Here is an 18,136-nt window from a genome sequence, read left to right on the forward strand (position 1 = left end):
ACATAGGAAGTAAGTGAACCGAATATAATTCAGTAAAATCCTTTGTAAAAGGGGAAATGGCATGGGGAACCCATTAGCAATGGAAGAAATGCTTCATATTATTCATGCAGGGCTTGTTAAAAAGAATAACCCAAAACGAATTACGATTGCCGGTGCAGGGATTTCTGGATTAGTTGCAGGTTCTTTATTAAAAGAGGCTGGGCATGAAGTAACGATTATAGAAGCAAATAACAGAATAGGTGGCAGGGTGTATACGATTCGGGAGCCATTTAATGTGGGTTTATATTTTAATGCTGGACCGATGAGAATCCCTGATACCCATAAGTTAACCTTAGCGTATATTCATAAATTTAAACTACCTTTAAACCTTTTTATAAATAAAACTTTTGCAGATATCATTTATACGAATAACATTCAAACGAGATTGAATGTGTTTGAAAATGATCCAAGTGTACTTGAATATCCGGTTTTGGATAAAGAAAGAGGAAAAACGGCAGAAGAGCTAATGCTTGAGGTATTAGAACCAATACTAAATTATATTAAGAAGGATCCTGATAAAAATTGGCTTATCATTGAAAAAAAGTATAAAACGTATTCGCTTGGTTCATTTTTAATGGAGTATTATTCAGATGGTGCAATAGATATGATTGGGGTACTTCTTGATATGGAAGCTTATATGGGAATGTCTTTAATTGAAGTATTACGTGAAATGATTTTCTTTACTTCAACGACGAAATATTATGAGATAACAGGCGGAATGGATGCATTACCAAATTCATTTTTACCAGATTTAAAAGATAATATTTTTATGCCGTATAAAGTAGAAAAAATTATACAGGAAGATAATAAGGTAATGATGCAAGTAACAAATGAACAAAAGTTACATTCGTTTATGGTAACAGGCGATATTGCTATTGTCACAATTCCATTTTCAGCGTTACGATTTGTAGAAGTTCAGCCATACTATTTATTCTCTTATTTTAAAAGACGTGCAATTCGTGAATTAAATTATATTGCTGCAACGAAAATTGCGATAGAGTTTAAAAGTAGATTTTGGGAGAAAGTGGGACAGTGTGGTGGTAAATCTATTACTGATTTACCAATACGGTTTACATACTATCCGAGTTATAGTATTCATACTCCAGGACCAGCTATCGTTATAGCAAGTTATACGTGGGCAGATGAGGCGTTAACATGGGATAGTTTACCGGATAGAGAACGCATTCGTTACGCATTAAAAAATTTAGCGGAAATATACGGTGACATCGTCTATAGTGAGTTTGTCACTGGAACATCTTTTAGCTGGAGTAAAAATCCGTATTCTTGCGGTGCATTTACAGCTTTCGAACCAGGCCAAGAGCTCGAGTTATTTCCGTATATTACATCACCATCTGGAAAAGTACATTTTGCAGGAGAGCATGCGACATTAACACATGGATGGATGCAAGGAGCAATAGAGTCTGGAATTCGAGTTGCATATGAAGTAAATGAACAGTGAAGATATATTTACAAATCACGACTCTTTTAATAAAATAATAAATATAAATCGTAATTATTACGCTTTGAATACGTTTTGAAATAAAGAAATGGATGGTCGATCAAATGAATAAAGTAGAAATTCATATATTAGGTGGCTTTTTAGGTAGCGGAAAATCAACATTATTACAAAATTTATTGTTAGCGGAGAAAAAGAAGAATAGAAAAGTTGCAGTATTAATGAATGAAATTGGTGAATACTCAGTAGATACAGATATTATTGGAAAAGAGAATGTTTTAAGGGAACTTCTTAAAGGGTGTATTTGTTGTACGTTAAAAGAAGAGCTTGAAATACAATTACATTCGTTATATCAGCAAGAAAGACCAGATGTCATTTATATAGAAACGACAGGTGTTGCGCATCCGATTGAAGTGTTAGATGCATGTGTATCACCAATTTTAGCACCTTTCTTAGAAGTGAAATCAATAGTAGTCGTTTTAGATGCAATAAGGTGGTTAAATCGAAGTATATTAAGTGCAAATGTTCAGCAATTATTGCATGAGCAATTGAAGTTTGGTAGTCACATTTTAATTAATAAATCAGATTTACTAACATTTGCAGATAAGAACAAAGTAATTGAAGAAGTGAAAGCAATAAATAATCATGCAAAATTATTTGAAACAAAATATTGTAATATATCTTTAGAAGACATAGAGGAAGCTGAATTTACGAATGATGGGGAACATGAGACACTACATGTAAAACAGCATTTACATATACAAACGATGACGTATCAATTTACGAAACCGATTGATCAAGACAAATTATATGAATGGCTTTCGAGTTTACCAGATAGTATTTATCGTGTAAAAGGTTTTGTAAAATTCCATGGAGATAAATACCCGCACCTATTCCAATATTCATTTGGGGTACCAACTTTAATGGAACAAGACTTCGGTTTCCCGACGAACTTGGTAGTAATAGGGGAAGGGTTAGATAAGAAACAATTGGCTGAAGGGTTAGAGAAAGTAGAACTTAACTCTAATTAAGGTGAAAAGACTAACTTAAAAATAAGTTAGTCTTTTTGTATGGTCATTACTGAAATGAAACAGTATTTTCAATTGGATTGCAGAATATATATTGATTGTATGTCCGTTTCCATTACATAGGAAGGTGATTATATATTTGTGCCGAATGTAGAGGGTACTACAAGAGTTTTCCATTATCTATTGAATTAGTTAGTCATGATTACGGACAGGGGATTTTGGCGTGTTTGATTCTATCAGAAAGTAAAGTATGGGGAGGATCACAATGTCGATGAAAAAACGTAAGTGGCTAAAGACGATGTTTACTGGTTGTGTTTTAGGTTCGTTATTAATAACAGCAGCTTGTTCAGGAAAGAAAACAAGTACAGAGGATGACAAGACGATTAAGGTAGGAGTCCTTGCTTCTATAACAGGACCGCTAGAATCGTATGGAAAACAAACAGTGAACGGATTTGAATTAGGGTTAGACTATGCAACTGGTGGAACTGGGAAAGTAGATGGGAAAAAGATTAAGTTTGTTGTAGAAGATACAGAAACGAAAGCGGATGTAGCAGTTAAAAAAGCTACGAAGTTATTAGAAGAAGAGAAAGTTGATTTTTTAGTTGGATCGTCTAGTTCAAGTGATACATTAGCGGTTTTACCATTAGCTGAAGAATATGAAAAGATTATGGTTGTAGAACCGGCAGTTGCGGATAGTATTACGGGGAAGAACTGGAATAAATATATTTTTAGAACTGGAAGAAGTTCCTCACAAGATGCGATTGCAGGAGCAGCAGCAATTGCGAAAAAAGATGTAAAGATTGCGACATTTGCCCCAGATAACGCTTTTGGTCGTGAAGGGATTGCTGCATTTAAAGCGGGTGCGAAAAAATTAGGTGCGAACATTGTGAATGAGCAATACGCGGATACAAATTCAACAGATTTTACAGCAAATATTCAAAATATCATTAGCTCAAAACCAGACTATTTATTTATCGTTTGGGCAGGGGCAAATTCACCTTGGAAACAGTTGAAAGATATGAACGTGGAAGCGCAAGGTATTAAAATTTCTACAGGTGCACCAGATATACCAGCATTAAAAACGATGGATGCGTTAGTAGGAATGCAAGGTTTTTCTGTTTATTATCATACACTCCCGAAAAATAAGGTGAATGATTGGTTAGTGGAAGAACATAAAAAACGATTCAATGGTGCGGTGCCAGATTTATTTACAGCAGGAGGAATGTCAGCGGCAATTTCAATTGTAGAAGCTTTAAAGAAAACAAAAGGTGATACAGATGTAGATACATTAATTAAGAAAATGGAAGGAATGGAATTTGATACACCGAAAGGAAAGATGAAATTTAGAGAGAAGGATCATCAAGCGATGCAGACGCTGTATTCTATCACATTGAAAAAACAAGATGGTGTTGATTATCCGGTGCCAGTGTTAGAGCGAGAATTAACGATGAAAGAAACAGAACCACCAGTTCAAAATAAATAGACTGAATTTTCTGTTGTTTATGTATAAAGAGGGGTACACCCTCTTTATACGTATTTCTTTCATACTGAAAGCTTGAAAGGGAGGGATTTCGTGACACATTTGCTAGAAACGAAAAATCTTAGTGTATCTTTTGGCGAGCATCATGTTATTAAAGATGTAAATTTAACTGTACAAAAAGGAAAACTCATTTCTATTATCGGGCCAAATGGTGCGGGTAAGACAACGTTATTTAATTTACTAAGTGGACAGATTTCACCCACAACAGGTGAAGTGTATTTTAAAGGGCAAGATATTACAAAACTATCGATTTCAGATCGAACACGCTTAGGAATCGGTCGCTCTTTTCAGCTTACAAACATATTCCCAGAATTAACGGTACTTGAAAATGTCCGTTTAAGTGTTCAATCATTCGTACAAGATTACTATAGTTTTTTCCCGAGTCCAGCAAAATTAAAGCAACAAGTTGGAGAGGCGAGACGTTTCTTAAAAACAGTATTACTTCAGGAGAAAGAGAATGTATTAGCGAAAGATTTGGCACATGGAGAGAAAAGAAAGCTAGAACTTGCGATGTTATTAGCTTTAAAAACGGATGTGTTATTACTTGATGAGCCGACGGCAGGTATTTCGGTTGAGGAAGTCCCAGCTATACTACAAGTGATTGAAAATATTAAGAAACATCCAGAGAGTACAATTGTACTTATTGAACACAAAATGGATATGGTACTAGGTTTGTCAGACCATCTAATCGTTTTATTTCATGGAGAGTTATTGGCTGAAGGTTTACCCGAAGAAATTATGAAAGATGAGCGTGTACAAAGTGCTTATTTAGGGGGATTATATAGTGGCACTATTACAAGTGAATAATATAGAGACGTATTTAGATCAGTTTCATATTTTACAAGGGGTATCTCTTGCTGTTGAAAAAGGAACGATTACTGTACTGTTTGGGAGAAATGGGGCAGGGAAGACTACGACATTACGTTCGGTTATGGGATTTCACCATATCGCACATGGTGAAATTTATTATGATCGTACACAAGTAAATGGATTATCTACACATTTAATTTCAAGGAAAGGGATAGGGTATGTACCAGAAAATCAAGGTATTTTTCACAATCTGACAGTAGAAGAAACATTCGCTCTTGCTAGAGGTAAGGGCGAAGAAGCGGAAGGAAAAATAGAATGGATGCTTGAACTATTTCCAGATTTAAAGCAATTTTGGCACAAAAAAAGTGGACTCTTAAGCGGGGGACAAAAGCAAATGTTAGCAATTTCAAGAGCATTTATTAATAGTGATGGTTTATTACTTATTGATGAGCCGAGTAAAGGCTTGTCTCCTATTATGATAGAAAAGTTAATGATAGCCATTTTGAAAATGAAGGAGAAAACAACAGTTTTACTCGTTGAACAAAATTTTATGATGGCTAGTCAAATTGGTGATTATTTTTATATTATGGATAACGGGAAAATTGTTCATAACGGTTTTATGCATGAATTAAAAGAGGATAAGGAAATGTGTCACAAATATTTAGGAATCTCTTAACATGAATCCGGGGTGAGAAGGATGGATGTGTTAATCAATTTATTTGTAAATGGGATTTCAACAGGGATGCTCATTTTTTTATTAGCATCAGGTCTTTCACTTATTTTCGGTTTAATGAGTGTTCTAAACTTCGCACATGGTGGTTTATTTGCGTGGGGAGCATTTACGGGTGTTTGGCTATTTAATATGACAGGGAGTTATGTGTTAGCTTTAATTGGAGCAATAGCTATGGGAATGTTCCTTGGATTTATTTTAGAAAGATTCCTTATTAGACCGGTATATGGAAATCATGTTCGCCAGCTTCTTGTTACGCTTGGAGGAATGCTTGTACTTAGTGAATGTATTAAAGTATTTTGGGGACCAAATCCAATTGGGGCAAAGTTACCGTTATGGCTACAAGGAAGTTTTACGTTCGGAGGCGTTATATTAATTAAATATCGTCTATTTGTTATTTTAATTGGGATTATCATTTACGTTGCCTTACTAGTATTGCTCAAAAAAACAAAGATAGGTCTTATGATACGCGCAGGTGTAATGGATAAAGAGATGGTTCAAGCGCTCGGTATTAACGTAAAAGCGATATTTTCTTTCGTCTTTTTATTAGGAGCAGGGATGGCGGCGTTGGGAGGTTTCTTATTAGCACCGTATTCAGGTGTTATTTTCGCTGAGATGGGTATGCAGTATGCGATTTTAGCTTTCATAGTAGTAATCATTGGAGGATTAGGAAGCGTACAAGGTTCAGCAATTGCTTCTTTAATTGTCGGATTAGCTGGTGCTTTTACAGCGTATTTTATACCGGATTTATCACTTGCAATCAATATGTTAATGCTACTGTTTTTCTTAATCGTGAAGCCAAATGGACTTGTTGGTGAAAAGGGGTGAAATGGTGAACAGCACATCAAATCGAATTAAAGTATACTTCGGAGTATGTATGCTCATTTGTTTAAGTGTATTTCCATTCGTAAATGATTCACGGAGCTTGTTAATTTTGTTCACTCAAATCTTCATCTTTGCTATTTTTGCAATGAGTTTTGATGTATTACTTGGGTATACAGGGATTGTATCGTTTGGTCATTGTATGTTCTTTGGAATAGGAGCATATGGCGTAGCGCTTTTATTTGATCGACAAGGAGTATCCATAACGAACTTTTTTATAGGGATAGTAGCTGCAATTATCATTTCAGCCATTGTTAGTTATATAATTGGTTTGCTTTCTTTACGGCTGAAAAGTCATTTTTATGCAATGTTAACACTTGCTATTTCACAGTTGTTTTTCGTACTTGCTGAAAAATGGCGTGGGCTTACTCACGGAGGGGATGGTTTTACATTTGGTGTACCAGACGTATTCCGTGATCGTTTTACGTTTTATTATGTAACACTTATATGTTTACTTATCATTTTTGTTCTGTTACGTCTTTTCACAAAATCTTCTATTGGAAAAGTATTAAAGGCAATTTCACAAAATGAGCAACGTGTGGAAGCACTAGGATATAAAGTTCTTCATTATAAAATTATTGCTAGTGTTGTTGCAGGAGTAGTAGCTGCGATTAGCGGTGGTTTATTTGTTATTACACTGCGCTTTGTTAATACAACTGTATTTTCAATTGAAATGACATTAAATGCATTATTGATGACAATGATTGGAGGAGTTGGAACGTTAATAGGAGCAATTGCTGGAGCTGGAATTATTGAATCCCTAAAATATTATTTATCAGAACTAGCTACAGAGTATCCGATTTTTGAACGGTGGACAATTATTCTTGGTGTATTGTACATTATCGTATTGCTAGTTTTCCCGAAAGGATTAGTTGGCACGGTTAAGGGTTTGAAGAATATGAAACGGAATAAGAAGGAGAAAAGTGCAGAAGTGGAGCAAAACGTGTGAAAAATCGATTGTATAAAATATGAAAATCCCTCTTTTAGATTTGTAAAGGAGGGATTTTTTATTAATTAAATAATTCATCAGGGATGTGTTTTAAAGAGTTTTGATTTGTGAAAAAATGGACAGTTAATTTCTCAATTTGAACATCTTCAATTGGTACCAATTTATCATTATTAATCGGTAAAAAGGCTATGCCTTTTCCGTCCTGAATATACTCTTCCATAAGCGAATAAGAATCTAGCTGTTGAAGTTGACGCTGAGATAAATTATTTTCTTTTAGAAATTGAATGGTCTTATTTCTAAAAGGGCACTTTTTGTCATTGCTAACGAAGAAGAGTTCCTTTGAATAGTCAACAGTACACTTTTCTTTCGCTTTTAATAAACCGATAGAAATTGAAGTGGAAAATACTTTTTTAAACGCTGTGTCCGGGTAATCCTCATAAGTAATGACCATATCAACTTTTTGTTGCTGCAGTAATTTTTGCAAATGACTACTATTTTCTACATATATTTGATAATTCCTGAAATTTTCTTTAATGCGCTTACTTACATAATTAGTCAAAATCGATTGTGATGTCGCGATTATATAAGAAGAACCACACATTTTAATTTTATCTTTCGCTTCTTCTACTAGCGTTAATATTTGATTTGTGTAGTCTAGTAAAATGTCACCAGAAGGTAATAAGGAAACGCCTTTGTTATCTCTATGTAGTAAAGGTGTTTCTAATTCTAGTTCTAATTTTTTGATTCGCTCAGTTACGTTTGGTTGAACATATCCTAACTCTTTCGCAGCTTTACTAATAGAACCTTCGCTAGCTACAGTTTTGAATATAATAAGATCATTTATTTCCATTTATCACAGCTCCTTATACGATATCATTATAAATGATACCAAGCATAAGTTATACTTATTTTACGCTGGCCAGTCATCGGTTTATCATTGTGTATATAAGATGGAAAGTGAGTGATAAACATGATTGGAATGCAATATAAGGTCATTTTGCCAAAGGATTATGACATGGAGATTATTAGAAAAAGGGTAGAGGATAATGGGTATAAAACGGATGGTTTTCAAGACTTAAATTTTAAAGCTTATTTAATTACTGAGGCAAGTAAAGACGGGAATTTCTATAACTGTTATGCGCCTTTATATGTTTGGAATGGTCATGAAGGAATGAACAAATTTATCTTTGAAGGGTATTACGATAATATTTTACAATCGTTTGGGTGGCAACAAATAAATATAGGTGTTCCATTAGTTGTTAATTTAAAAAATAATTTTAAGAAATGTAGATATGTTGTTGAATATGAAGGAAGTATTTCTCCAAGTGAATCATTGAGTGGGATTCAATCTATCATTGTGGATCAAAAGGTAGAAAATTGTTTAGGAAATGTAATAGTATATAATCCAGATAAATGGGGATATAGTAAGTTTAATTTTTATGAAGAAAAGCCTGATATGGTAACGAATAAAGGTACTACAGTATATGAGATTTTGCACATTTCACAATGATATCTTGTTGAATGCTAAATTAAGTAAAGGGGTGAAAATATATGCCTTTTGTAAACGTTTATTATCATGAAAATATATTAAATGAAGAAGAATTGAAAAAGATAGGTGAATGTATTCATCTTTCATTAATTAAACATTTTAACATCCCTGAAAATGATTTTTTTGAAATGTTTGTACCTTATCAACAAAATCATTTTTTATATGATCCATATTATTTATTAGAAAGAGGAGAAAAGAGAACAGAGAATATGATGTATGTTTCTATCACATGTGGACCGGGAAGAACGATAAAGCAGAAACGCGATCTGTATCAGTCAATATCTTTGAGGGTTTCTGAATGTTCTAGTATAAAAAGTGCAGACATTTTTATTACACTTAACGAGACAGCCGCTGAAAATTGGTCGTTTGGTCAAGGATTGGCGCAATTGGTAAAAGTGAAGGGGGAGTGAAATGATGAATGAATCCATTGAATATTGTATTCAAGAGAAAATGAGAGAAAAGGCACCTGCATTTGCTCATTATAGTGAAGAGATACTGTTCGAGGAAGTGTGGCGAGATGACACTTTAACATTAAGAGAAAGGAGTTTATGTACAGTGTCGGTATTAATCAGTCTTGGTAATACAGAGCAATTACCATTTCATTTGCGACTGGCCAAACAAAATGGAATTAAAGAAAATGAAATGATTGCATTAATAACACATTTGGCTTTTTATGTTGGTTGGCCCAAAGCAGTAGGCGCTTTACATATAGCAATGAATGATATGGAAAGTTAAGAATAACGATAAGAAAGAATTCATTTAAACATGAATTCTTTCTTATCGTTATTTATGTAATACTCTAATGAGATATTTTTCACTTTTTCTCTTGCTTTTTTATCACTTGCGTAGTAAAGTGATAGTAAGATTCACGATAGGAAGTGATCAAACATGCGTGATAATACGATAGGATCATTAATATGGTTACGTTTAATACGATTTACGAACCAAAGTAATCAGATGTCAAATGAGTTTTTAAAACGCTTTGATTTAACGACTGCTCAATTTGATGTGCTTTTGCAAATACGTACGTATCAACCGCTAACACAAATGGAGTTAGCTGAAAAGGTAACTGTTACACAAGGCGGTATTTCTCGAATGTTAACACGTCTTGAAAAAGAAGGATATATTGTACGAAAACAAGATTGGAAAACGAAAACAATTAGTCTGACAGAGCAAGGGGAAGCGGCCTTAGAGAGAGCACTGCCAGAGCAGCTTGCATTTCAATCATCGTTTTTTGATGATGTATTAAATGAAGAAGAACAGAAAATGTTATACGAGCTAATGACGAAGGTTCATAAGCATAGTGAAAAAAAAGAATTACCGCAAGAGTAATTTTTTTTACAATATCAATTGACTAATCAAGTGATGTTGTAAGCAATAGGGAAAAACATTTGACTTACAAATGTTTTTAAAAGAGAAACTAATAATACCTCATCAAAGGAGAGAGTAATGATGGAAAAATACCGTATGAATACAAGTAAAGGAATGGAGTTTGGGTTATATTCAATTGGGGATCATGTTTTAAATCCACATAACGGAGAGAAAATTAGTGCTGAACAAAGAATTCATGAATTAATTAAAACAGCAAAGTTAGCGGATGAAGCTGGACTTGATGTATTTGCTGTCGGTGAAAGTCATCAAACACACTTTACAACGCAAGCTCATACAGTTATTTTAGGAGCGATTGCGCAAGCAACGAAAAATATAAAAATTGCAAGTTCAGCAACGATAATAAGTACATCTGATCCGATACGAGTATACGAGGACTTTGCTACACTTGATTTGATTTCTAATGGACGTGCAGAAATTGTGGCTGGTCGTGGATCTCGTATTGGGGGATATAGTTTACTTGGTTATGATGTGAATGATTATGAAGAGTTATTTGAAGAGAAGATGGATCTTTTATTAAAAATTAATAAAGAGGAACATGTAACATGGAATGGACAGTTCAGAGCACCGCTTGCGCATGCATCGGTTATTCCAAGAGCTAAAAATAATAACTTACCAATTTGGCGTGCAGTTGGTGGCCCACCAGCTAGTGCGATTAAAGCAGGACGTGCAGGTGTACCAATGATGATAACAACACTAGGTGGCCCAGCTATTAACTTTAAAGGATCAGTAGATGCTTACCGTGAGGCGGCTGCGCAAAGTGGATTTAATCCAGCGAGTTTGCCAGTTGCAACAACGAGTTTATTTTACACAGCAAAAAATTCACAAGATGCACTTAGTGAATACTATCCTCACATTAATGCTGGTATGCTTACGCTACGCGGTGGTGGGTATCCGAAACAACAATTTACAAATGCAATAGATTACCGTGACGCGTTAATGGTTGGTAGCCCACAACAAATTATCGAAAAAATGCTTTACCAATATGAATTGTTTGGGCAACAACGCTTTATGGCACAAATTGATTTTGGTGGCGTACCATATGATAAAATTGAGAAAAATATCGAGCTAATTGCTACTGAAATTTTACCGGCTATTAGAAAACATACAGCAAAATAAATTAAAAAATACCGAGAGTCTAATGGATTCTCGGTATTTTTTAATTTATTTTAGTTTGAAAAAATGACAAAAAAGTGAATTTTTAATCTGAAAAGAGGAGGTTATTTCCTATTTTTGAATAACAATATTCCATGTTTGAATTTTAGAAATACATTTTTCTCTTGACAAAAAAATAACGAAATTATCCATTGGTTAACAGGAAATTTTTTCGTAGAAAAGTCAAGTGTATAAAGAGAGAAACGATTATTTTATTGATGCAAAGATAAGTCTCATATTAAAAAAACACATTTTATCGATGAGAAAAATCTAATTCAAAAAAATACCAAAAGACATATTTCAGACAAAATGATGTCAATAATACGTCAAAAATCAGCTGAATTTACTATGCAGGTATATTATACAATTCGATTAACGAATAAAACACTACAGAAATAGTGAAAAGGTAAAAAATAGCATTACAATAGTTTGAAAAACTGAAACTTCATATTTTTCGACAATACATACAAAATGTTTTTGTCTTTTCGTATTTCTTAATAATTGAGCTTGATAAGATTGCTTAATTAACTTTTATTATAAAAACTATGAAGGAAGTGATTGTAGTATGGAAACGCTTGAATTGGCACGAATACAATTCGCATCAACAACGATTTTCCATTACTTTTTTGTTCCGCTGTCTATTGGTTTAGCTTTTATCATTGCGTTAATGCAAACGTTATATGTGGTAAAGGGACAAGAAATTTATAAGAAGATGACGAAGTTTTGGACACAAATATTCCTTGTTAACTTTGCGGTAGGTGTAGTAACTGGTATTTTACAAGAATTCCAGTTTGGTATGAACTGGTCAACCTATTCGCGTTTCGTAGGTGATGTGTTTGGTCCATCACTTGCGATTGAAGGTTTATTAGCATTTTTCATTGAGTCTACATTTTTAGGTTTATGGGTATTCGGTGAGGATAAATTACCGAAGCGCATTCACCTTTTATGTATTTGGCTCCTTTCAATTGGAACAATGTTATCAGCATTTTGGATTTTAACTGCAAGTGCATTTATGCAATCGCCAGTAGGATATGAAATGGCAGCAGATGGACGTGCACAAATGAATGATTTCTTAGCAATTATTCAAAATCCACAATTATGGGTACAATTCCCGCATACCATTACAGCGGCAATTGCAACCGGTGCATTCTTTATTGCCGGTGTGAGTGCATGGAAAATAACGAAAGCACAAGAAACTGAAGTGTTTAAAAAATCATTCCGCATTTCTATCATTGTTGGAACACTTACAACGGCGCTAGTATTATTCTTCGGTCATGCGCAAGCACAACAATTAATTAAGACACACCCAATGAAAATGGCAGCAGCTGAAGCGTTATGGAATACGAGTGAAGATCCAGCGCCATTTACAGTATTTGCGAAAATTGATGCGGAGAAGAAAGAAAATTCGTTTGAAATTCAAATCCCGTATATGCTAAGTCTATTATCATATGATAAATTTAGCGGTCAAGTAGAAGGGATGAATCAAATTCAAAAGCAATATGAAGAAAAATATGGGCCTGGAGATTATATTCCACCAGTACACACGATGTTCTGGAGCTTTAGAGCGATGGTAATGAGTGGAACATTTATGCTTCTTCTAGGAGCGTACGGATGGTTCTTATCAAGAAAAGATCGTTTAGCTGAAAAAACTTGGTATTTAAAATTAATGGTGTATGCAATTTCACTACCGTTTATCGGTAATACAGTAGGATGGATTATGACTGAAATGGGACGTCAACCTTGGGTAGTTTTCGGTGTTATGAAAACGGAAGATGCTGTATCTCCAAATGTTACGTTCGGAGAAGTGCTATTCTCTTTAGTTTCGTTCACATCATTATATTTAATTATAGGTGGAATTACAGTTTACTTATTCGTTCGTATTATTAAAGGACATGAGAATAAGAAAGCGAAACAGGATTCTCAAAGCCATGATCCATTTGATAAGGAGGGTGAGTATGTTATCTCTTAATGAGTTGTGGTTTATTATTATTGCAGTTTTATTCGTAGGCTTCTTTGTACTTGAAGGTTTCGATTTCGGTGTAGGTATAGTTTCAAGGTTTTTAGGAGAAAACGATTTAGAGAAAAGAATATATTTAAATACAATTGGTCCATTTTGGCACGCGAATGAAGTATGGCTTGTTTGTGCTGGTGGCGCTATGTTTGCGGCATTCCCGCATTGGTATGCAACTTTATTTAGTGGGTTTTACATTCCGTTTGTATTTATGCTTCTTGCTTTAATTATTAGAGGTGTTTCCTTTAAATTCCGTGCGAAAATAGATAATCATAAATGGAAAGGCTTTTGGGATTGGGGTATGTTTTTAGGGAGTTTACTACCGCCTATCCTTTGGGGAGTTGCCATTGCTAACTTTATGGTAGGTATTCCAATTGATGAGACGAAAAATGCTGTAGGTGGATTCTTACAATTACTTCATCCATTTGCATTACTTGGAGGAGTTATGTTCCTTCTGTTATGTATTGTTCACGGATTGCAATTCCTTACTATACGTACAACTGGTAAGTTAAGAGAACGTGCACGTATTGCTGCACTGAAAATTGCACCACTTGCAATTTTCACACTTCTTATTTTTGCCGGTGTTGGATTATGGAAAACAGATATTTTCACTGGGCATGGTAAAGAATGGATTATGGTTCCGATTGGAGCTTTTGTAGCATTATGTGCGTCAACATTATTAAATAAAAGAAGAAGAGATGGTTGGGCTTTCTTTATGACAAGTTTAACAATCATTTTACTAAGTGCGAGTGTGTTTGCTGGCATGTTTCCACGTGTCTTAATTAGTTCGTTAGGGTCAATATACGATTTAACAATTTATAATGCAGCATCGGGAGATTATGCACTAAAACTGATGACGTATTTTTCAATTGCTATATTGCCATTTGTTTTGGGAAGTCAAATATGGAGTTTCTATGTGTTTAGACAACCTGTTAAGTCAGATAAAGATTTGGAGTACTAATGAAAAGAAAAAGAGGACTTCCGTCGTATCCTGGTAGCCGAGTTTTATATGTAGTGCTAACAATCATTAGCATGTTAGAAGCTTTTAGTATTATTGCACAAACGGTGTTTTTAGCGCGAGCTATTACGTTTTTATTTCAGGGAGAAGCAGTGCAATCTGTGTTAAATGAAACAGTTTATTTCGGAATCACGTTTGCAGTACGTCATTTGCTAGTTCGAATATCGCAAATATTAGTGGAACGTTTTGCTGAAAAAACAGGATCGCTACTGAGAAAACAATTAATAGAGGCGTATTTCACATTAGGTCCACGATATGTTCAAACTGCTGGAACAGGTCATCTGGTTACCTTATCGATAGAGGGTATTGAGAAATTTAAAACATATATTGAATTAACAATTCCTAAAATGATTAGAAGTAGTATCGTACCAGGACTAATTGTACTATATGTTTTTACGCTAGATATTGAGTCTGGAATCATTTTAGTTGTAACGATTCCTATCGTGATCATATTTATGATTCTTCTCGGATTAGCAGCGCAAAAAATGGCAGATAGTCAGTACGAGATATATCGTGTACTTTCGAACCATTTTGTAGATACGTTAAAAGGTTTAGAAACATTAAAGTATTTAGGGAAAAGTGAACAGCACGAAGGAAAGATTGAAAAAGTAAGTAAAAGGTATAGAAAAGCAACGATGCGTACTTTGCGAGTTGCTTTTCTTTCTTCTTTTGCATTAGATTTCTTTACGAGTTTATCAATTGCGTTTGTGGCAGTTGGATTAGGGATACGTTTAATAGATGGAACGATTATACTATTACCAGCCCTTACAATTTTGATTTTAGCTCCGGAATATTTTCTGCCGATTAAACAAGTTGGAGCAAATTATCATGCTACGTTAGATGGACAACTTGCAATGGAGCAAATAGAGGAGATTTTACAGCGACAAAAAGAAATAGGGAAGAAAGAATCTAATGTAAATCTAATATGGAATTCCTCTAGTAACTTGAAATTACAAGATGTAAAAGTAAAGAATGATGAATCTGAAAAAGCTATATTAGAGGAAATTGATTTTACTTGGAAAGGCACTGGCGCTATAGGTGTAATTGGTGAAAGTGGAGCAGGGAAATCAACGTTAATCGACGTATTAGCAGGGTTTTTAACTCCTTCAGCTGGAAAGATGATTGTAAATGGTGTGGAAATTGATGGGGCTACTCGTGAAGAGTGGCAAAAGAATATTGCTTATATTCCGCAGCAACCTTATATTTTCCCGCTTTCATTAAAAGATAACATTTGTTTCTATGAAACAAATACAACTGATGAAGAAGTGGAAAGAGTTATGAATGAAGTCGGTCTTCGTTCACTTGTTACATCGCTTCCAAATGGAATGTATGAAAGAATTGGAGAAGGTGGGCGTATGCTGAGTGGCGGACAAGAACAACGTGTCGCAATGGCGCGAGCCCTTTTGAGCAAAAAGCCAATTATTTTATTAGACGAGCCTACAGCACATCTTGATATTGAAACTGAATTTGAAATAAAACAAGCGATGTTACGTCTGTTTGAAGGTAAGTTAGTATTTCTTGCAACACATCGTCTTCACTGGATGAAACAAATGGATCATATTCTTATTTTAAATAAAGGGAAAATGATAGAAAGCGGAACGTATGAAGAACTTGTAAAGAATGAAGCATTACATTTTCGCAGGAAAGAGAGGGGATAGAGATGAGTAACTGGATTAAACCGTATGTACAGCAAAATAAAGGTAGAATGACTATAACTATTTTCCTTGGTCTGCTTGGAGTTAGTTCAGGTGCAATGCTACTTTTCATTTCAGGTTATTTAATCTCTAAATCTGCTCTTAGACCAGAAAATGTAATGGCTGTATATGTTCCTATCGTTGCAACACGTGCGTTTAGTATAGGACAAGCGGTATTTCATTATGTAGAGCGTTTAGTTGGTCACGATGTCGTACTACGTATTTTAGAAAAGATGAGAACGAAACTATATGGGATAGTAGAACCACAGGCGTTATTTTTCCGTTCGCGATTCCAAACGGGTGATATGTTAGGGGTATTATCCGAAGATATAGAGCATTTACAAAACCTATATTTACGTACAATATTTCCTAGCATATTAGCATTAGTTGTATATAGCATATTCGTACTTGTTATCGGTACATTTGACGTAGTGTTTGCACTTATTGCAGCATGTATGTTGGCTATTATCGTTTTTCTTCTTCCATTTATATCATTACTTTTAATGAAGAAACATCATGTTACTTTAAAGCAAGGAAGAAACCGTTTGTACCAACAACTAACAGATGCTGTCTTTGGATTATCTGATTGGCAAGCAAGTGGTAGAAAAGATGAATTCATTGATAAGTATGTAGAACAAAATGATCAGTTGTTAAAAATTGAGAAAAGAATGAAGCGCTGGAATCATATTCGGGACAGTATCATTCAATTAGTAGTAGGGATTGTAGTCATTTCAATGATCATATGGACTGGAAATGAGGCGGCAAGTGAACAGATTGCACCTACTGTTATTGCGGCTTTCGTCTTAATGACGTTATCTGTCACAAACGCGCTTATTCCTCTTTCAGATGCTATCGATCGGATACCATCATATGTAGAATCTGCTCATCGTCTCAATCAAGTAGAAGGTAATGGTGTTTTACAAGATGAAAAGGAATTACATGGAGATAAGGATTATGTCGCATCAAAACATATAGATATTGAATTAAAACATGTATCGTATAGTTATCCAGATAGCAATGAATTTGTATTGAAAGATGTATCATTACAAATAAAAGCAGGGAAGAAAATCGCCATTTTAGGAAGAAGCGGAACAGGAAAATCAACTTTATTAAAACTGTTAACAGGTGCGCTAAGCCCATTACATGGTGAAGTTTTATTGAATAGTGAACATGCTCATACGAATCTTTTATCAAAATATATTTCTGTATTGAATCAAAAGCCGCATTTATTCGATACGACAATTGGAAATAATGTGAGGATAGGCAAACCAGAGGCAACAGATGAAGAGATATGGAAAGCTTTAGAGAAAGCACAATTAGCTTCGCATGTTGTTTCTCTTCCAGATAGATTACAAACAAAAATGCATGAGATGGGGAAAAGATTTTCTGGCGGGGAAAGACAACGGGTTGCTTTTGCAAGAACGCTAATGCAAGAAGCACCAATCATTGTACTAGATGAACCTACAATCGGCTTAGATCCAAAGACAGAATTATCTTTAATAGAAACGATGTTTTCTGCAACAGAAGAAAAGACAGTAATTTGGATTACGCACCATCTTGTAGGAATGGAGCATGTTGATGAAGTAATATTCCTTGATCGTGGTCAAATTGTGATGCAAGGTAGTCATGAACAACTTCTGAAAGAAAATGAAAAGTATCGTATGCTTTATGAGTTAGACAAAGGAATATAATTTTATCCGACTTTAATGGGCAGTAAGACTCCCACCTTAAAATGCAGTGAAAGCAAAGAAGTTAGGTGGGGGATCAACTGCCCATAAAAGTCCGATTGGTTCAACTAATAATCAGTGGGGGATGAAAAACCCCCCCCACTGATTAAAGCTTCACTTTATTAAGTATGTAATGGAAAAATAGCTACGCCTAATGGT

General features: G+C 34.7%; 17 protein-coding genes. 16 read left to right on the top strand and 1 reads right to left on the bottom strand.

Annotated elements, in window-relative coordinates:
- Positions 1–61: 61 nt before the first annotated feature.
- The 7 genes from MR147_RS01945 to MR147_RS01975 all read left to right on the top strand — a co-directional run bounded on the left by MR147_RS01945 (position 62) and on the right by MR147_RS01975 (position 7,434).
- Positions 62–1,498 carry a flavin monoamine oxidase family protein gene (locus MR147_RS01945; RefSeq protein ID WP_242303569.1) on the top strand — a complete coding sequence of 479 codons (1,437 nt, stop codon included), beginning with the start codon at positions 62–64 and terminating at the stop codon, positions 1,496–1,498.
- Between the two features lie 104 nt (positions 1,499–1,602).
- On the top strand, positions 1,603–2,526 hold the full coding sequence (locus MR147_RS01950; RefSeq protein ID WP_242303570.1) for a CobW family GTP-binding protein: 924 nt from the start codon (positions 1,603–1,605) through the stop codon (positions 2,524–2,526).
- Between the two features lie 262 nt (positions 2,527–2,788).
- The gene (locus MR147_RS01955) at positions 2,789–4,006 is read left to right on the top strand and encodes a substrate-binding domain-containing protein (protein WP_000061991.1); all 1,218 of its coding nucleotides are present in this window, start codon (positions 2,789–2,791) and stop codon (positions 4,004–4,006) included.
- 90 nt (positions 4,007–4,096) lie between these two features.
- Entirely contained in the window at positions 4,097–4,870 is a 774-nt protein-coding gene (locus MR147_RS01960; RefSeq protein ID WP_000149327.1) for an ABC transporter ATP-binding protein, read from the top strand.
- Positions 4,848–5,549 carry a branched-chain amino acid ABC transporter ATP-binding protein gene (locus MR147_RS01965; RefSeq protein WP_242303571.1) on the top strand — a complete coding sequence of 234 codons (702 nt, stop codon included), beginning with the start codon at positions 4,848–4,850 and terminating at the stop codon, positions 5,547–5,549. Before MR147_RS01960 ends, MR147_RS01965 begins: the two co-directional genes overlap by 23 nt.
- 21 nt (positions 5,550–5,570) lie before the next feature.
- Positions 5,571–6,431: a branched-chain amino acid ABC transporter permease gene (locus MR147_RS01970; protein WP_000382796.1), complete on the top strand. Its 861-nt coding sequence runs from the start codon at positions 5,571–5,573 to the stop codon at positions 6,429–6,431.
- A 49-nt stretch (positions 6,432–6,480) separates the two neighbouring features.
- Positions 6,481–7,434, top strand: coding sequence for a branched-chain amino acid ABC transporter permease (locus MR147_RS01975; RefSeq protein WP_139302910.1), 954 nt, complete (start codon positions 6,481–6,483; stop codon positions 7,432–7,434).
- 61 nt (positions 7,435–7,495) lie between these two features.
- On the opposite strand, the gene MR147_RS01980 is transcribed toward MR147_RS01975, so the two are convergent.
- A complete protein-coding gene (locus MR147_RS01980; RefSeq protein ID WP_000404981.1) occupies positions 7,496–8,284 on the bottom strand; it encodes a LysR family transcriptional regulator in 789 nt (262 codons plus the stop codon).
- A 120-nt stretch (positions 8,285–8,404) separates the two neighbouring features.
- On the opposite strand from MR147_RS01980, the gene MR147_RS01985 reads away from it, so the two are divergent.
- From MR147_RS01985 to cydC, 9 genes are all read left to right on the top strand, one after another.
- Positions 8,405–8,944: a DUF4865 family protein gene (locus MR147_RS01985; RefSeq protein WP_074610437.1), complete on the top strand. Its 540-nt coding sequence runs from the start codon at positions 8,405–8,407 to the stop codon at positions 8,942–8,944.
- 41 nt (positions 8,945–8,985) lie between these two features.
- Complete coding sequence (locus MR147_RS01990) at positions 8,986–9,393, top strand: tautomerase family protein (protein ID WP_001117246.1); 408 nt, start codon at positions 8,986–8,988, stop codon at positions 9,391–9,393.
- Between the two features lies 1 nt (position 9,394).
- On the top strand, positions 9,395–9,718 hold the full coding sequence (locus tag MR147_RS01995) for a carboxymuconolactone decarboxylase family protein (RefSeq protein ID WP_074610435.1): 324 nt from the start codon (positions 9,395–9,397) through the stop codon (positions 9,716–9,718).
- A 153-nt stretch (positions 9,719–9,871) separates the two neighbouring features.
- A complete protein-coding gene (locus MR147_RS02000; RefSeq protein WP_001205526.1) occupies positions 9,872–10,315 on the top strand; it encodes a MarR family winged helix-turn-helix transcriptional regulator in 444 nt (147 codons plus the stop codon).
- A 120-nt stretch (positions 10,316–10,435) separates the two neighbouring features.
- Positions 10,436–11,491 carry an LLM class flavin-dependent oxidoreductase gene (locus MR147_RS02005; RefSeq protein WP_242303572.1) on the top strand — a complete coding sequence of 352 codons (1,056 nt, stop codon included), beginning with the start codon at positions 10,436–10,438 and terminating at the stop codon, positions 11,489–11,491.
- Positions 11,492–12,092: 601 nt separating this feature from the next.
- The gene (cydA, locus tag MR147_RS02010) at positions 12,093–13,496 is read left to right on the top strand and encodes a cytochrome ubiquinol oxidase subunit I (RefSeq protein WP_074607726.1); all 1,404 of its coding nucleotides are present in this window, start codon (positions 12,093–12,095) and stop codon (positions 13,494–13,496) included.
- Positions 13,483–14,499, top strand: a complete 1,017-nt coding sequence (cydB, locus tag MR147_RS02015) for a cytochrome d ubiquinol oxidase subunit II (protein WP_074607728.1) — start codon at positions 13,483–13,485, stop codon at positions 14,497–14,499. Before cydA ends, cydB begins: the two co-directional genes overlap by 14 nt.
- Positions 14,499–16,214: a thiol reductant ABC exporter subunit CydD gene (cydD, locus tag MR147_RS02020; RefSeq protein ID WP_242303573.1), complete on the top strand. Its 1,716-nt coding sequence runs from the start codon at positions 14,499–14,501 to the stop codon at positions 16,212–16,214. The genes cydB and cydD overlap by 1 nt, the downstream gene beginning before the upstream one ends.
- Before the next feature lie 2 nt (positions 16,215–16,216).
- Positions 16,217–17,941: a thiol reductant ABC exporter subunit CydC gene (gene cydC / locus MR147_RS02025; RefSeq protein WP_242303574.1), complete on the top strand. Its 1,725-nt coding sequence runs from the start codon at positions 16,217–16,219 to the stop codon at positions 17,939–17,941.
- Positions 17,942–18,136 lie beyond the last annotated feature (195 nt).

The sequence above is a fragment of the Bacillus cereus group sp. BfR-BA-01350 genome, from assembly GCF_022663775.1.
Lineage (GTDB): Bacteria > Bacillota > Bacilli > Bacillales > Bacillaceae_G > Bacillus_A > Bacillus_A paranthracis.

Excerpts from the sequence above, each read along its gene's own strand:
- MR147_RS01945 (WP_242303569.1), top strand. The coding sequence starts at position 62 with ATGGGGAACCCATTAGCAATGGAAGAAATGCTTCATATTATTCATGCA.
- MR147_RS01950 (WP_242303570.1), top strand. The coding sequence starts at position 1,603 with ATGAATAAAGTAGAAATTCATATATTAGGTGGCTTTTTAGGTAGCGGA.
- MR147_RS01955 (WP_000061991.1), top strand. The coding sequence starts at position 2,789 with ATGTCGATGAAAAAACGTAAGTGGCTAAAGACGATGTTTACTGGTTGT.
- MR147_RS01970 (WP_000382796.1), top strand. The coding sequence starts at position 5,571 with ATGGATGTGTTAATCAATTTATTTGTAAATGGGATTTCAACAGGGATG.
- MR147_RS01975 (WP_139302910.1), top strand. The coding sequence starts at position 6,481 with ATGCTCATTTGTTTAAGTGTATTTCCATTCGTAAATGATTCACGGAGC.
- MR147_RS01980 (WP_000404981.1), bottom strand. The coding sequence starts at position 8,284 with ATGGAAATAAATGATCTTATTATATTCAAAACTGTAGCTAGCGAAGGT.
- MR147_RS01985 (WP_074610437.1), top strand. The coding sequence starts at position 8,405 with ATGATTGGAATGCAATATAAGGTCATTTTGCCAAAGGATTATGACATG.
- MR147_RS01990 (WP_001117246.1), top strand. The coding sequence starts at position 8,986 with ATGCCTTTTGTAAACGTTTATTATCATGAAAATATATTAAATGAAGAA.
- MR147_RS01995 (WP_074610435.1), top strand. The coding sequence starts at position 9,395 with ATGATGAATGAATCCATTGAATATTGTATTCAAGAGAAAATGAGAGAA.
- MR147_RS02000 (WP_001205526.1), top strand. The coding sequence starts at position 9,872 with ATGCGTGATAATACGATAGGATCATTAATATGGTTACGTTTAATACGA.
- MR147_RS02005 (WP_242303572.1), top strand. The coding sequence starts at position 10,436 with ATGGAAAAATACCGTATGAATACAAGTAAAGGAATGGAGTTTGGGTTA.
- cydA (WP_074607726.1), top strand. The coding sequence starts at position 12,093 with ATGGAAACGCTTGAATTGGCACGAATACAATTCGCATCAACAACGATT.
- cydB (WP_074607728.1), top strand. The coding sequence starts at position 13,483 with ATGTTATCTCTTAATGAGTTGTGGTTTATTATTATTGCAGTTTTATTC.
- cydD (WP_242303573.1), top strand. The coding sequence starts at position 14,499 with ATGAAAAGAAAAAGAGGACTTCCGTCGTATCCTGGTAGCCGAGTTTTA.
- cydC (WP_242303574.1), top strand. The coding sequence starts at position 16,217 with ATGAGTAACTGGATTAAACCGTATGTACAGCAAAATAAAGGTAGAATG.